We start from the raw sequence: 13003 nt of genomic DNA, 5'->3' as shown, positions 1-13003 counted from the left end.
CTGCCGAACTCTTCCGCGAACTCCCTTGTGGGCAGGGCTACTTGAGGATCTTCGTGACCTGACCTGCGCCCACGGTCCGCCCGCCCTCACGGATCGCGAACTTCAACCCCTCCTCCATGGCGATGGGTTGGATCAGCTCGACGTGCATGGTCGTGTTGTCGCCCGGCATGACCATCTCGGTGCCCTTCGGCAGGGTCACCACACCGGTCACGTCGGTCGTGCGGAAGTAGAACTGCGGGCGGTAGTTGTGGAAGAAGGGCGTGTGCCGGCCGCCCTCGTCCTTGGACAGGATGTAGGCGCGGGCCTCGAACTCCACGTGCGGGGTGACCGATCCGGGCTTGATGACGACCTGGCCGCGCTCCACGTCCTCCCGCTTCACGCCCCGCAGCAGCAGTCCTACGTTCTCCCCGGCCCGGCCCTCGTCGAGGAGTTTGCGGAACATCTCGATGCCGGTGACGGTGGTCCGGGTCTTCTGCGGGTGGATGCCGATGATCTCGACCTCGTTGTTGACCTTGAGGATCCCGCGCTCGATCCGGCCGGTGACGACCGTGCCGCGCCCGGTGATGGTGAAGACGTCCTCGATCGGCAGCAGGAAGGGCCGGTCCACGTCCCGTACCGGCTGGGGCACGAACTCGTCGACGGCGGCGAGGAGTTCGAGCACCGAGGCGGTCCACTCCGGGTCCCCTTCGAGGGCCTTGAGCGCGGACACCTTGACCACCGGGAGGTCGTCGCCGGGGAACTCGTACTCGGTGAGCAGCTCCCGCACCTCCAGCTCGACCAGTTCCAGGATCTCCTCGTCGTCGACCATGTCCGTCTTGTTGAGGGCGACGACGATGTACGGCACCCCGACCTGCCGGGCCAGCAGGACGTGTTCCTTGGTCTGCGGCATGGGTCCGTCGGTGGCCGCGACGACGAGGATCGCGCCGTCCATCTGGGCGGCGCCGGTGATCATGTTCTTGATGTAGTCGGCGTGCCCGGGGCAGTCGACGTGCGCGTAGTGCCGGTGTTCCGTCTGGTACTCGACGTGGGCGATCGAGATGGTGATGCCGCGCTGCCGTTCCTCGGGCGCCTTGTCGATCTGGTCGAACGGCGTGAAGGGGTTGAGGTCGGGGAACCGGTCGTGCAGCACCTTCGTGATGGCCGCTGTGAGGGTGGTCTTGCCGTGGTCGATGTGACCGATGGTGCCGACGTTCACATGGGGTTTCGTCCGCTCGAACTTCGCCTTCGCCACGGCGAGTCCTCCTGATCACCTCGGTGCTGCCGAGCGTTGCTCCGTCCCCTCATGTCTATTCGTTCGGCGGCGCGTCGAACAGGGCGCTGACGGACTCGCCGTTGTGAATGCGGCGTACGGCCTCGGCGAGCGCCGGGGCGATGGACAGAATGCGCAGCTTCTCGGTGCGCTCCTCCTCCGGCACCGGCACCGTGTTGGTGCAGACGATCTCCAGTACGTCGGGCTGCTCACCGATCCGCTTCAGCGCACCGGCCGCGAACAGGCCGTGCGTACAGGCCACTCGGATCGAGCGCGGCCCCAACTCCCGCAGCCGGTCCAGGAGTTCGAGCACGGTGCTGCCCTTGGCGATCTCGTCGTCCAGGACGATGACGTCCCGGTCGGCGATGTCACCGATGACGGAGCTGATCACCACCCGGTCGTCGGCGTACCGCTGCTTGGCGCCGGCGGCCACCTGGGCGCCGATCAGCCGGGCGAACGCGGCGGCCTCCTTGGCGTTGCCGAGGTCCGGGGAGACGACGGTGGTGCGCGAGAGGTCGTACTGCCGGAAATGCGCGGCCAGTTCACGCAGCGCGTGCAGATGGTCGACCGGCACCGAGAAGAAGCCGTGCACCTGCGGCGAGTGCAGGGTCATCGCCAGCACGCGGCTTGCGCCCGCCGCCACCATCAGGTCGGCGACCAGCCGGCCGCCGAGCGAGATGCGCGGGGCGTCCTTCTTGTCGGAGCGGGCGTAGGAGTAGTGCGGCATGACGACGGTGATCCGCCCGGCGGAGGCACCGCGCGCCGCGTCGCACATCAGCAGCAGCTCGACGAGGTTCTCCTGGACCGGCTTGACGAGCGGCTGGATCAGGAAGACGTCCCGTTCCCGGCAGTTGGCCTGGAGCTGTACCTCCAGGCAGTCGTTGGCGAACCGGCTGACCCGGGTCGGGCTGAGCGGAACACCGAGATGCGCGCAGACCTCCCTGGCCAACTCGGGATGGGCACTCCCGCTGAACACGGCGATGTCTCGCACGATCTGCTCCTCGCATGATCATTCCCGGCCGTGCCTCATGCTACTGACCCGGAAAACCGGTTGCGGACGCCCCGTCGACGGGCGCCATGATGGCCGCGTCCGTGCCCCCTCCCGTTAGGAAGCCCCAGATGCGCCGACTCCTCGGAATCCACCGCCCTTCCCACCGGACGACGATTCTTGAGGACTCGACCACGCATGCACACCCTGAACATCGGAATTCTGGCCCACGTCGACGCCGGTAAGACCAGCCTCACCGAGCGGCTGCTGTTCGACCACGGCGCGATCGACCGGCTCGGCAGCGTCGACGCGGGCGACACCCGTACGGACGACGGCACGATCGAGCGGCAGCGCGGGATCACCGTCCGCTCGGCCGTCGCCGCGTTCACGTCCGGCGACACCAGGATCAACCTGATCGACACCCCCGGCCACTCGGACTTCGTCGCGGAGGTGGAGCGCGCCCTGGAGGTGCTCGACGGCGCGGTCCTGCTCCTCTCCGCCGTGGAGGGCGTCCAGGCCCAGACCCGGGTCCTGATGCGGACCCTGCGTCGGCTACGGCTGCCCACGCTGGTCTTCGTCAACAAGATCGACCGAGCGGGCGCCCGCTCCGAGGACCTGGTCACGGACATCCGCCGCCGCCTGACCCCGCACGTCGTACCGCTCGCGGACGTGACGTCCCTCGGCACCCCAGCGGCACGCGTACGCCCCCGCCCACCCGCCGACCCGGACCTGGCCGAGGCGCTCGCCGACGTCGACCCGTCCGTCCTCGCGGCCGTCGTGGACGGCCCCAGCCCCACCCCGGACGACCTGCGCACGTCTCTGGCCACCCACACCGCCGACGGCTCGATCCACCCCCTCCTGTTCGGCTCGGCCCTCGGCGGCCAGGGAATCCCCGAACTCGTCGAGACCATGGTCCGGTTGATCCCACCCGCACCGGCCGGCTCGGGCCCCCCGAGGGGCACGGTCTTCGCGGTACGCCCCGGCCCGGGCCGCGAACGGACGGCGTATCTGCGGCTCTACGACGGTGAGGTGGCCGCGCGGCAGCGGCTCACGTTCCACCGCCAAGGGGCCGACGGCCGGACGGTCGAGGTCTCCGGACGGGTCACGCGTCTTGAGGTCATCGGCAGCTCGGGCCCGCTCACCGCCGGGAACATCGGAGCGCTGACCGGCCCGAAGGACATCCGGGTGGGCGACCGGCTCGGTGAACTCACCGAGCGGGCACCGCAGTTCGCACCGCCGACGCTGGAGACGGTCGTACGGGCGCGGCGGCCCGAGCAGGCGGCGGCGCTGCGCTCGGCACTTCTGTCGCTGGCCGACCAGGACCCGTTGCTGCACGCGCGGCCGACCGCGTCCGGGGCGACCGTGCTGCTCCTGTACGGAGAGGTCCAGAAGGAGGTCATCGCGGCAACTCTGTTGCAGGACTTCGGAGTTGAGGCCGACTTCGAGCCGAGCCGGGTGCGGTTCCTGGAGCGCCCGGCCGGGATCGGTGAGGCCTGCGAGGAACGGCCGTGGCACGACGGCATCCGTTACTGGGCCACGATCGGGCTCCGCGTCGAACCGGCGGAGCGCGGCTCCGGCGGGATCTTCGGCTACGAGACCGAACTCGGCGCGCTCCCGCGGGCGTTCCACCAGGCCGTCGAGGACACGGTCCACGCGACTCTGCTCAGCGGGCTGAACGGCGCACCGGTGACGGACTACCGGGTCACGCTCACCCGCTCCGGGTTCGTCGGCCCCCTCAGCACGGCGGCGGACTTCCGCGGGCTCACCCCGATCGTGCTGCGCCGGGCGCTGCGGCTGGCGCGGACGCGGCTGTACGAGCCGTACGTCACGTTCGAGACGGAGGTCCCGCCGGAGGCACTCGCGCCGGTGACCGCTCATCTCGCGTCCTGCCGCGCCGAGTTCGCGGGGACGACGGGTGGTGCCGCCTCCTGGGTGATCACCGGGGAGCTGCCGGCCCGGCGGGTGCGCGAAGTGGAACGGGCGCTTCCCGGGCTCACGCACGGCGAGGGGGTGTGGTGGTCGCGGCCGTCGGGGGACCGTGAACTGCGGCCGCACTGAGGGCTGTTCACCAGCGCGGGAGCGGAAAACGGACGACACGGCCGGGGCACCCGTGGCCAGTGTCACGACATGGAACGGACCGTGCTCCGGAAAGGTCACGGGACGCATGGGGCGAGGCCACCGGGAAATGCTGTCTGCGGCCCGCCGGGACTCCCGGCGGGCCGGAACAGTGACTTTTCACCCCTGTGCGCCCTCCGTGCCTCCGTCAGATGGACCATTCGACCAACAGGTCTGTCTGACAAGGCATTTGGGGGGCATGCGCATACCGAGGAAGGGAGGGCCGTCCCCATGACGACTTCCATCAGCCGTATACCCCGGCGCATGCCGGGCTGGGCGAAGGTGCTCACCGCCGTCGTCGTTGTGATCGCCGTGCTGTTCGCCGGGCTCCGGCTGGCCGTGCTCCCGGGCCTGCGGGACATCTTCGGCACCGAGACCCACGACAACTCGGGTCCGGCGCTGCTCAAGTCCATCCAGGACATGAGCCGCTACGACGCGGCCTCCGGCAACTTCCAGGTCGTCGTGGACCTGGAGAAGGACGCCAAGTTCCTGCCCGACGCGATCCGCGGCACCCGCACGCTGTACGTCGGCGCGGGCACCGTGGAGGGCTACGTCGACCTCGGCAAGCTCGGCAAGCAGGACGTGACGGTCAACGCCGACCGCACGACGGCCAGCATCAAGCTGCCGAAGGCGACGCTCGGCAAGCCGGCGCTGGACCCGGACCACTCCTACACGGTCTCCAAGCAGCGGGGTCTGCTGGACCGGCTGGGCGACATCTTCTCCGACAACCCCAACAGCGAGCAGGCCGTGCAGAAGCTCGCGTCCAAGCACATCGCCGAGGCGGCGAAGACCAGCGGGCTGACCACGCGTGCCGAGACGAACACCACCAGCATGCTCAAGGGTCTCCTCGGCTCGCTCGGCTTCACGACCGTGAACATCTCCTACAGCGCCTGACCTGACGCTGCTGAACCATCGAAAGCTGGAGGCCCACCGCATGGCCCGTACCGTCCCGCGCCTACGTTCCACCAAGAAGACGGAGCCCGACCCGAAGCCGACCCGACCCGACCGCGGACGCCATCAACTGTCCCTCCCCGTGCGTCTGTTGGCGATGCTGATCGGCTTCGTCTTCATGGTGGCGTTCGCCGTCGTACTGGCCAAGCTCACGCTGGAGCCGTCCCCCGCGTCCAAGGCCCTCGTGCACACCAATCTGCACCCGGGCCGCTCCCTGAAGGCCTATCTCGACCAGCCGGCCATGCGCGACGCCATCAAGCAGATCGGCGGGAACGTCGTCCTCGGTATCCCCTTCGGTGTGCTGGTGCCCGTGTTCGCGCCACGGGCACGCGGCATCCTGAAGGTGTTGCTGCTGACGGCGACCGTCATGCTCCTGGTGGAGTTCGCGCAGGGCGCGCTGATCACCGGGCGGGCCTTCGACATCGACGACGTCATCCTCAACACCTCGGGCGCGCTGATCGGCTGGGTCCTGCTGGGGCGCCGGCTGGGCCGGGCGGTGCACGCGCGGAAGCCCGTCGAGAAGGCGGCAAGGACACCAAAGGCATCGAAGGCGTCCAAAGCGCCGAAGGCCACGTCATGACCTTTGACTACCGGTCCGTAACATTCAACTACTGGTCCGTACCAAGGTATTGACGCTCTCCTTATCTCATCCCTTAAATCAAGAGGCGACGCTTTCACCCCCCACCTCAGTCGGCGTGTCGGTCCCCACGTCCGCCGTACAGAAGGGAATGCCGTGGCCTCCCCACGCATGCTCCGCAGATGTCTTTTCGCCGCCCTGTCCGCCGCACTGGTCGCGTCCGCCGCGATCGGTCCGGCGCGGGCGGCTTCCACGTCGGCCGACCAGGCCGACGCCGTCACGTTCTCCGACACCTTCGACGGGGCCGCCGGTTCGGCGGTCAACTCCTCGAAGTGGACGCAGGAGACCGGCGACAACGTCAACAACCACGAGCGCGAGTACTACACGTCCGGCACCAACAACGCGGCCCTGGACGGCCAGGGCCATCTGGTGATCACGGCCAAGAAGGAGAACCCGGCCAACTACCAGTGCTGGTACGGCACTTGCCAGTACACCTCGGCCCGGATGAACACCTCGGGCAAGTTCAGCGCACAGTACGGGCACGTCGAGGCCCGGATGCAGATCCCGCGCGGGCAGGGCATGTGGCCCGCGTTCTGGATGCTCGGCACCGACATCGGGTCGGTCGGCTGGCCCAACTCGGGCGAGATCGACGTCATGGAGAACGTCGGCTTCGAGCCCTCCACGATCCACGGCACCATCCACGGCCCCGGCTACTCCGGCGCCAACGGGATAGGCGCCGCCTACACACTGGCGAACGGCGCGGCCTTCGCGGACGCCTTCCACACCTTCGCCGTCGACTGGGCGCCCAACTCGATCAAGTGGTCGGTCGACGGTGTCGTCTACGAGACGCGCACGCCCGCAGACGTGGGCGGCAACACCTGGGCGTTCAACAAGCCGTTCTTCCTGATCCTCAACCTGGCGGTCGGCGGCGACTGGCCGGGCGACCCGAACAGCGCCACGGCCTTCCCGGCCAAGCTGGTGGTGGATTCGGTGTCGGTCACCACGAGTGACACGGCCACCGGGGTGGCGATCAAGGGCCTGGCCGGCAAGTGCGTCGACGTCAACGGCGCGAACTCCGCCAACGGGACCGCCGTGCAGCTCTACGACTGCAACGGCTCGGCCGCCCAGCAGTGGACCGTGGGCTCCGACGGCACGATCCGCGCGCTCGGCAAGTGCCTGGACGTGAACGCCGGTGGCACCGCGGACGGCACCAAGGTGCAGCTCTACGACTGCAACGGTTCCGCGGCCCAGCAGTGGGTCGTCAGCTCGGCGAACGACATCGTCAACCCACAGGCCAACAAGTGCCTGGACGTCACCGGCAACACCTCCGCCAACGGCACCCCGCTGCAGATCTGGACCTGCTCGGGCGGCGCGAACCAGAAGTGGACCGTCGGCTGACTCCGTAAGGGCTAGTGCGGCAACCAGGTGAATTTGTCCCCACCGACCCAGCGCACCACGTCCGGGTCGTCCAGGTCGCGGACCGTGATGCCGCACACGGCCGCGACCTGCAGAACGTCCGTGATCCCGGTGGCCTCGGCGACCATCTCCCCGTCGATCTCCACGATGCGGAACGGCGGGGCACCGGGCTGCACCTTGAGCACCATGATCCGCGGGCTGGAGATGTGCGGGCTGGACATTTCGGTCATGCAATAGAGCCTAGAACGCATCACGCGGACGCGAGCGGTCCACGGTTCCCGGCCGGGGCCCCCTCGCGGGAGGAGGCTCGATGGATCCCGTGCAGGCACTGGACCGGATCGCCTTCCTCCTGGAACGCTCCCTGGCCCCCACCTACCGCGTCCGCGCCTTCCGTACGGCGGCCAGGATCCTGGCGGCGCTCCCCGAGGGCGAGGTCGCCGAACGCGCGGCGGCCGGGACCCTGGAGTCGCTCAAGGGCATCGGCCCGAAGACCGCACAGGTGGCCCGCGAGGCCCTGGACGGGCAGGTCCCCGCCTATTTGGAGCAACTGGAGGCGGAGGCCCCCGCCCCGCCCGGCCCCGGCGGCGAGAGACTGCGGGCGCTGCTGCGCGGCGACTGCCACCTCCACTCCGACTGGTCGGACGGCGGCAGCCCGATCGAGGAGATGGGCCGTACGGCGGCCCGGCTCGGCCACGAGTGGGCCGTGCTGACCGACCACTCCCCCCGGCTGACCGTGGCCCGCGGACTGTCCCCGGAGCGGCTGCGCGAGCAGCTGGACGTGGTGGCGGCGCTGAACGAGACCTGGGCGCCCTTCCGGCTCCTCACCGGCATCGAGTGCGACATCCTCGACGACGGCTCGCTGGACCAGGAGGAGGAGCTGCTGGAGCGGCTCGACGTCGTCGTGGTCTCCGTGCACTCCAAGCTGCGCATGGAGTCCCGTGCCATGACCCGCCGCATGGTGGCCGCCGTACGGAATCCGCACGCGGACATCCTCGGGCACTGCACAGGACGGCTGCTGATCGGACGGAACGGCGGTGCCGCGCGGCCGGAGTCCGTCTTCGACGCGGACGAGGTGTTCGCCGCGTGTGCCGAGTCGAACACGGCCGTGGAGATCAACAGCCGTCCGGAGCGGCTGGACCCGCCGAAGCGGCTGCTGCGGAAGGCCGTGGATGCCGGGGTGCTGTTCTCGATCGACACCGACGCGCACGCTCCCGGGCAGCTCGACTGGCAGATCAACGGCTGTGCGCGGGCGGAGGAGTGCGGGGTCACCGCCGAACGGGTGGTGACGACGTGGCCGGCGGACGCGCTACTGGACTGGACCAATGGCACGTGATGCACATCACCGCTCGCGGCGGCGTACACAGGAACACTCGCAGGTGGTTCCCCGTTGAACAGACCGTGGGTGCGGAGGGAACAGAGTCCCCGGGCCTCAACCTCCGCCCACAGGGAAGATCGTTCGGCTGAAGCCCTGTGGAGCCTTTCGCCGCGAGGCGACCGCCTTCCGTGCCCACCCCTTTGGCCGCCCCGGCCGTGATTCCCCCGTCGCGGTCGGGGCTTCCCCATGTCCGGGTTCGCGCGTCCCTTCCCGCGCTTGGCTTCGGGCTTCCTCCGCTTGACTTCGAGCGCACTTCAATTCGTAGCGTTCCTTTCATGACCACTGCACAGCACAAGATCGGTTCGGGATACGACGCGAAGAGCACGGCCGACGACGTCCTGGAGGGCCTCGATCTGAGCGGCAGGCTCGCGATCGTCACCGGCGGCTACTCGGGCCTCGGCCTGGAGACCACCCGCGCGCTCACCAAGGCCGGCGCCCGGGTGGTCGTCCCCGCCCGGCGCCCCGATGCCGCCCGGGAAGCCGTGGCCGGACTGCCCGGCGTCGAGGTGGACGAGCTGGACCTCGGCGACCTGGAGAGCGTGCGCGGCTTCACCGACCGCTTCCTCGCCTCCGGCCGCACCGTCGACTACATGATCGACAACGCCGGGATCATGGCGTGCCCCGAGACCCGGGTCGGGCCCGGCTGGGAGGCGCAGTTCGCCACCAACCACCTCGGCCACTTCGCCCTCGTCAACCGGCTGTGGCCGGCGATCGCGGCGGGCGGCGCGCGGGTGGTCTCGGTGTCCTCGACCGGCCACCACGCCTCCGGTATCCGCTGGGACGACGTCCACTGGAGCCACGGCTACGACAAGTGGGAGGCCTACGGGCAGGCGAAGACCGCGAACGTCCTGTTCGCCGTCCATCTCGACCGGCTGGGCGCCGACCAGGGCGTACGGGCCTTCGCGCTCCACCCGGGCGGCATCCTCACGCCGCTCCAACGCCACCTGGCCACGGAGGAGATGGTGGAGCGCGGCTGGATCGACGAGGACGGCAACCTGCTGCACCCGGATCTCTTCAAGACCCCGGAGCAGGGCGCGGCGACGCAGGTCTGGGCCGCGACCTCGCCCCAGCTGGACGGCCTCGGCGGCGTCTACCTGGAGGACTGCGACATCGCCGAGCCCGCTCCCTCGGACGGCGGGCGCACCGGCGTCAAGGAGTGGGCGATCGACCCCGAGCAGGCCGCCCGGCTGTGGAAGCTGTCCGCCGATCTAACCGGTGTGGACGCGTTCGCCGGATAGTTCCGGGCACGGCCTCACGAAGGGTCGAGATCCTTCGGCCCATACAGGGCGGCGGGCGCACCGCTCATCAACGCCCAGTAGCGGTCCCCGTACGACCAATGCCACCACTCCGTCGGGTAGTTGACCAGGCCGACCGCACCGAGCGCCGCACCCAGCACGCTGCGGTTGGCCCTGGCCTCCGCGGTGATGTTGTCGGCGCCGGTGTAGCAAGCCCCGTCGCTCTGCTCGGGGTTGGCGTTCATCGGCGTACCCATGTCGAGCTCGCGGCCGTCCTCATCGGCGAGAGTCAGATCCACGGCCGCTCCGGCGGAGTGCGGGGCGATCTCGGGCGGGGACACATACCGGCTGGCGGCGGACCGGACGCGGTCGGCGGACCAGTCCGGGTGGGCGGCGCGCAGCTCGTCGCCGTAGCTCTCGAAGTAGCGGCGTTGCAGGGCCGGCGGCCGGTATCCCTCGACGAACAGCAGGCGCAGGCCGCCGGGCAGCAGGGTCTGCGCTTGGAGAAGTCGGTCCAACACGCCCCGGCGCAGCAGGAGTTCCGCGCCGCTGTCGGAGTCCTTGTTCTTGCGGTCGTCGACCAGCAGGACGTCACTCACGTCGACGAGGGGCTCCCCGCACTCCTCGACGGGGACGGCGGCGACGCGGGCGTCGGACATCAGGATGATCTCGGTCATGGGGTGATCATCCCCCAGCCGCGCGTCCGCTCAGTGCGGGGCGCGTTCCTCAAGTGCCGTCCGCCAGGCGGGGGGTGGGCCCTCGGGTTCGGGTTCGGCGCGGCGGCCACCGCGGGCGAAGAAGTCGGCGAGCGGGAGGATCGCGGCGCCGACGGTGACCGCGTCGGGGCCGAGGCGGCCCAGCTCGATGGTCACGCGGCCGGCGGGGTGGCGCAGCGCGTACGCGGTGGCGTGGTGGCGGACGGCGGGCAGGAAGCGGGAGCCGAGCTGGAGTCCGGCCCAGCCGCCGATGAGGATGCGTTCGGGCTGGAAGAGGTTGATCAGGTCGGACAGGCCGGCGCCCAGGTATTCGGCGGTCTCCTCCAGGACGGCGAGCGCGACGGGGTCGGCCTCGGTGCCCTCGGGCGGATAGGCCGCGACCAGCAGCGCGGTCATCGCGGTCTCCTCGTCGGTGCCCTCGGGCGGGCGGCCGCCCTGCTCGCGCCAGCGGTCGAGCAGCGACTCGGCGCCCGCGTACGCCTCCAGGCAGCCGAGGGCGCCGCAGCGGCAACGGCGGCCGCGGACCCGTACGGTCAGATGGCCCCACTCGACCGCCCGGCCGTGCTCCACCTCGGGGGTCACCAGGCAGGCGCCGACGCCGGAACCGAAGAGGACGACGATCGCGTTGCGCGCGCCGCGCCCGCCGCCGAACCACATCTCCGCCTGGCCGAGGGTCTTCGCGCCGTTGTCGATGAAGTACGGGACGGCGTCGGGGAGTTGGGAGGTGGAGCGGAGCAGTTCTTCGAGGGGGACGGCGTCCCAGCCGATCGTCTGGCCGTGTACGACGGCGCCGTGGTCCGGGGTGTGCTCGACTATGCCGGGGACGCCGATGCCGACGCCGAGGAGCTGTTCCGGTGCGATGTCGGCGGCGGCGAGGACCTCGGCTATGCCGTCGCGGATGTGGCCGACGATGACCTCGACCTCGTAGCGCTGCTGCTCCAACGGGCGTTCGGCGCGGGCGAGTTCGGTGAGGGTGAGGTCGAAGAGCTCGACGCGGACGCGGGTCTCGCCGACGTCGACGCCGATCATGTGGCCGCTGTGCGGGGCGACTTGGAGCAGGGTGCGCGGGCGGCCGCCGTCGGAGTCGACGCTGCCGGCCTCCTCGACCAGTCCGTCGGCGACGAGGTCCGCGACGACGTTGCTCACCGAGCCGGAGCTCAGTCCGGTCGCCGGGCCCAGTTCGAAGCGGCTGAGGGGTCCGTCGAAGTACAGCCGTTGCAGCACGGCCGTGCGGTTGGCCCGCCTGAGGTCGCGTACCGTGCGCCCGTTCCGCCCCGCCATGTGGCTCCCTCCGAACCCTGCCCGACCTGCAAGATACTCCTGCGGCCCCGCCGGGCGCGACTTTCCCCGCCCTCTTAATTCACGCCCTGAACTAAGGGGCGGAATGCACACTACGGGGTGGAAGCCGTCTCGTCGATCTCTCGCAGGGCGGCGAGCAGCTCGGGGGCGACCCGCTCCCGGCGCCAACGGTTGTCTTCCTCGCCGAACTCCCTGGGGACCGTCTCCGCGAGCATGATCAGGTAGAGGTAGCTGCGGTAGAGGGCGTAGCGGAGCCGGGCCGACCGGTCGAACTCGGCCCGGCCGCCCGCCTCCCGGTAGCCCGCGAGGAACGCCTCGTCCGTCCTGATGTCGCCGAGCAGCGCCAGGGAGACGAAGTCGGCCAGCGGGTCGCCCCAGAACATGCGCTCGCCGTCGATGAGGCCGCCGATCCGGGGCGTTCCGGTCGTACGGTCGACCAGGATGTTGCCCTGCCACAGGTCGAAGTGGACGGCACAGGGGACGGTGACCTCGTCCAGGGCGTCGTACGCCGACCGGGCCGTGCGGGCGATGTCGTCGGCGGGCAGGGGCAGCCAGGCCGCGTAGCGGCGGGTGTCGTCGAGGACCGCGTCGTAGAGCGTGGTGAACGCGGTGCGCCAGTCGGGGGCGAGGGGGCCCAGGGCGCCGGAGGGGTAGCCGAAGCCGGGGCCGGTGATCTCGTGCAGGCGGGCCAGCTGGCGGCCCAACTCCCCGCGCAGGTCGGTGACTTCGGGCTCGGTGAGGGTGTCGTCCCAGGGTTCGCCGGGGCAGAGCGTCATCAGGAGGGTGTCGCCGTCGAGGACCACGACACGCGGCGCCGCCACCCCGGCCTTGGCGGCGGCGCCGTAGAAGTCGGCCTCGGAGATGAGGAGTTGGCGCTCATGGGCGAGGCCGGGGGCGGTGGGCGCGGTCTTGAGGACGTAGCGGGTGCCGTCGGTGAGGGTGAGTTCCTCGACGGTGTTGTACGTGCCGCCGCCGAGGGGGCGGAGGTGGGCGAGGTCGCCGGGCGGGATGCCCGCCGCTCGGAGTACCTCTCGGGCTCGCTCCGCGGAGTCCGTCACCGTGCGCCCACCTCTCCCTCTCGG

At 70.3% G+C, this 13003-nt stretch carries 12 protein-coding genes; 6 read left to right on the top strand and 6 right to left on the bottom strand.

Annotated elements, in window-relative coordinates:
- Positions 1-37 precede the first annotated feature (37 nt).
- Together tuf and ACIBK4_RS15305 are read right to left on the bottom strand one after the other, a co-directional pair.
- Positions 38-1231, bottom strand: coding sequence for an elongation factor Tu (gene tuf / locus ACIBK4_RS15310; protein ID WP_366435298.1), 1194 nt, complete (start codon positions 1229-1231; stop codon positions 38-40).
- 55 nt (positions 1232-1286) lie between these two features.
- Positions 1287-2240, bottom strand: a complete 954-nt coding sequence (locus ACIBK4_RS15305; RefSeq protein WP_398995142.1) for a ribose-phosphate diphosphokinase — start codon at positions 2238-2240, stop codon at positions 1287-1289.
- 195 nt (positions 2241-2435) lie between these two features.
- Between ACIBK4_RS15305 and otr(A) the strand changes: the two genes are divergently transcribed.
- The 4 genes from otr(A) (at position 2436) to ACIBK4_RS15285 (ending at position 7278) form a co-directional block, all read left to right on the top strand.
- Positions 2436-4295 carry a tetracycline resistance ribosomal protection protein Otr(A) gene (otr(A), locus tag ACIBK4_RS15300; protein WP_398995141.1) on the top strand — a complete coding sequence of 620 codons (1860 nt, stop codon included), beginning with the start codon at positions 2436-2438 and terminating at the stop codon, positions 4293-4295.
- A gap of 288 nt (positions 4296-4583) precedes the next feature.
- Positions 4584-5246 carry a DUF4230 domain-containing protein gene (locus ACIBK4_RS15295; RefSeq protein ID WP_398995140.1) on the top strand — a complete coding sequence of 221 codons (663 nt, stop codon included), beginning with the start codon at positions 4584-4586 and terminating at the stop codon, positions 5244-5246.
- A gap of 40 nt (positions 5247-5286) precedes the next feature.
- Entirely contained in the window at positions 5287-5883 is a 597-nt protein-coding gene (locus ACIBK4_RS15290; RefSeq protein WP_398995139.1) for a VanZ family protein, read from the top strand.
- Positions 5884-6036: 153 nt separating this feature from the next.
- Positions 6037-7278 (top strand): ricin-type beta-trefoil lectin domain protein, encoded by a 1242-nt coding sequence (locus ACIBK4_RS15285; protein WP_398995138.1) that lies wholly within the window; start codon positions 6037-6039, stop codon positions 7276-7278.
- An 11-nt stretch (positions 7279-7289) separates the two neighbouring features.
- Here the strand turns inward: ACIBK4_RS15285 and ACIBK4_RS15280 are convergent, their stop codons facing one another.
- Positions 7290-7526: a hypothetical protein gene (locus ACIBK4_RS15280; protein ID WP_398995137.1), complete on the bottom strand. Its 237-nt coding sequence runs from the start codon at positions 7524-7526 to the stop codon at positions 7290-7292.
- Positions 7527-7606: 80 nt separating this feature from the next.
- Between ACIBK4_RS15280 and ACIBK4_RS15275 the strand changes: the two genes are divergently transcribed.
- Both ACIBK4_RS15275 and ACIBK4_RS15270 read left to right on the top strand, forming a co-directional pair.
- Positions 7607-8629, top strand: a complete 1023-nt coding sequence (locus ACIBK4_RS15275) for a PHP domain-containing protein (RefSeq protein WP_398995136.1) — start codon at positions 7607-7609, stop codon at positions 8627-8629.
- A gap of 317 nt (positions 8630-8946) precedes the next feature.
- Positions 8947-9909: an SDR family NAD(P)-dependent oxidoreductase gene (locus tag ACIBK4_RS15270; RefSeq protein WP_398995135.1), complete on the top strand. Its 963-nt coding sequence runs from the start codon at positions 8947-8949 to the stop codon at positions 9907-9909.
- Positions 9910-9923: 14 nt separating this feature from the next.
- Here ACIBK4_RS15270 and ACIBK4_RS15265 read toward each other — a convergent pair whose 3' ends face one another.
- The 3 genes from ACIBK4_RS15265 to ACIBK4_RS15255 form a co-directional block, all read right to left on the bottom strand.
- Positions 9924-10583, bottom strand: coding sequence for a M15 family metallopeptidase (locus ACIBK4_RS15265; protein WP_398995134.1), 660 nt, complete (start codon positions 10581-10583; stop codon positions 9924-9926).
- A gap of 30 nt (positions 10584-10613) precedes the next feature.
- Positions 10614-11903 carry an ROK family transcriptional regulator gene (locus ACIBK4_RS15260; protein WP_329263081.1) on the bottom strand — a complete coding sequence of 430 codons (1290 nt, stop codon included), beginning with the start codon at positions 11901-11903 and terminating at the stop codon, positions 10614-10616.
- Between the two features lie 110 nt (positions 11904-12013).
- Positions 12014-12979 (bottom strand): phosphotransferase family protein, encoded by a 966-nt coding sequence (locus tag ACIBK4_RS15255; RefSeq protein ID WP_398995133.1) that lies wholly within the window; start codon positions 12977-12979, stop codon positions 12014-12016.
- Positions 12980-13003 lie beyond the last annotated feature (24 nt).

It is taken from the genome of Streptomyces sp. NPDC050528 (assembly GCF_044457795.1).
In the GTDB taxonomy this organism is placed as follows: domain Bacteria; phylum Actinomycetota; class Actinomycetes; order Streptomycetales; family Streptomycetaceae; genus Streptomyces.
The sequence above is the reverse complement of the archived record's forward strand: the minus strand, read 5'-3'. Positions and strand labels throughout refer to the sequence as shown.

What these genes read in the sequence shown, in the direction of transcription:
- ACIBK4_RS15290 (WP_398995139.1), top strand. Translation starts at nt 5,287, where the DNA reads ATGGCCCGTACCGTCCCGCGCCTACGTTCCACCAAGAAGACGGAGCCC.
- ACIBK4_RS15270 (WP_398995135.1), top strand. Translation starts at nt 8,947, where the DNA reads ATGACCACTGCACAGCACAAGATCGGTTCGGGATACGACGCGAAGAGC.
- ACIBK4_RS15275 (WP_398995136.1), top strand. Translation starts at nt 7,607, where the DNA reads ATGGATCCCGTGCAGGCACTGGACCGGATCGCCTTCCTCCTGGAACGC.
- ACIBK4_RS15260 (WP_329263081.1), bottom strand. Translation starts at nt 11,903, where the DNA reads ATGGCGGGGCGGAACGGGCGCACGGTACGCGACCTCAGGCGGGCCAAC.
- ACIBK4_RS15280 (WP_398995137.1), bottom strand. Translation starts at nt 7,526, where the DNA reads ATGACCGAAATGTCCAGCCCGCACATCTCCAGCCCGCGGATCATGGTG.
- ACIBK4_RS15265 (WP_398995134.1), bottom strand. Translation starts at nt 10,583, where the DNA reads ATGACCGAGATCATCCTGATGTCCGACGCCCGCGTCGCCGCCGTCCCC.
- ACIBK4_RS15295 (WP_398995140.1), top strand. Translation starts at nt 4,584, where the DNA reads ATGACGACTTCCATCAGCCGTATACCCCGGCGCATGCCGGGCTGGGCG.